This is a genomic window from Paraburkholderia sp. SIMBA_053, assembly GCF_046534895.1.
GTDB lineage: Bacteria > Pseudomonadota > Gammaproteobacteria > Burkholderiales > Burkholderiaceae > Paraburkholderia > Paraburkholderia caledonica.
Genome location: NZ_JAWRXU010000278.1, coordinates 1 through 339 on the forward strand (window position 1 = coordinate 1; position 339 = coordinate 339).

A 339-nucleotide genomic window follows, 5' to 3' on the forward strand; every position below is an offset into this window, starting at 1 on the left:
GCGGATTATCGCGATCATAAATCCCGCGGGAAATGCTCTCGACATGCCCCTTCAACGTGCCCCCGCTCATCAACATGATATCGGCCTTATCCCCAACCCTCACATGCGGCAGCTTCGTTTCCTCAAAATACCCATACACCCAGAACGAATTGCTATCCACGACAGCCAGCTTCGCTGAACCAGAAATCGCATAGTCCCCGCGATACACATTCAGATTCGTAACATACCCATCAACCGGCGACACAACGCGAGTGCGCTCCAGATTGAGCTTCGCCGCATCCAGCGCGGCAAGCGCCTGCTGATACTGCGCCTCGGCGGCAGACGCCGTATGCGTCGCGT

The 339-nt window shown here is 56.6% G+C and carries 1 protein-coding gene; it reads right to left on the minus strand.

Going from position 1 to position 339, the window contains the following annotated elements; all coding sequences use genetic code 11:
* The coding region (locus SB753_RS35620; protein ID WP_410804789.1) for an HlyD family secretion protein at positions 1-339 on the minus strand (339 nt) is incomplete at both ends.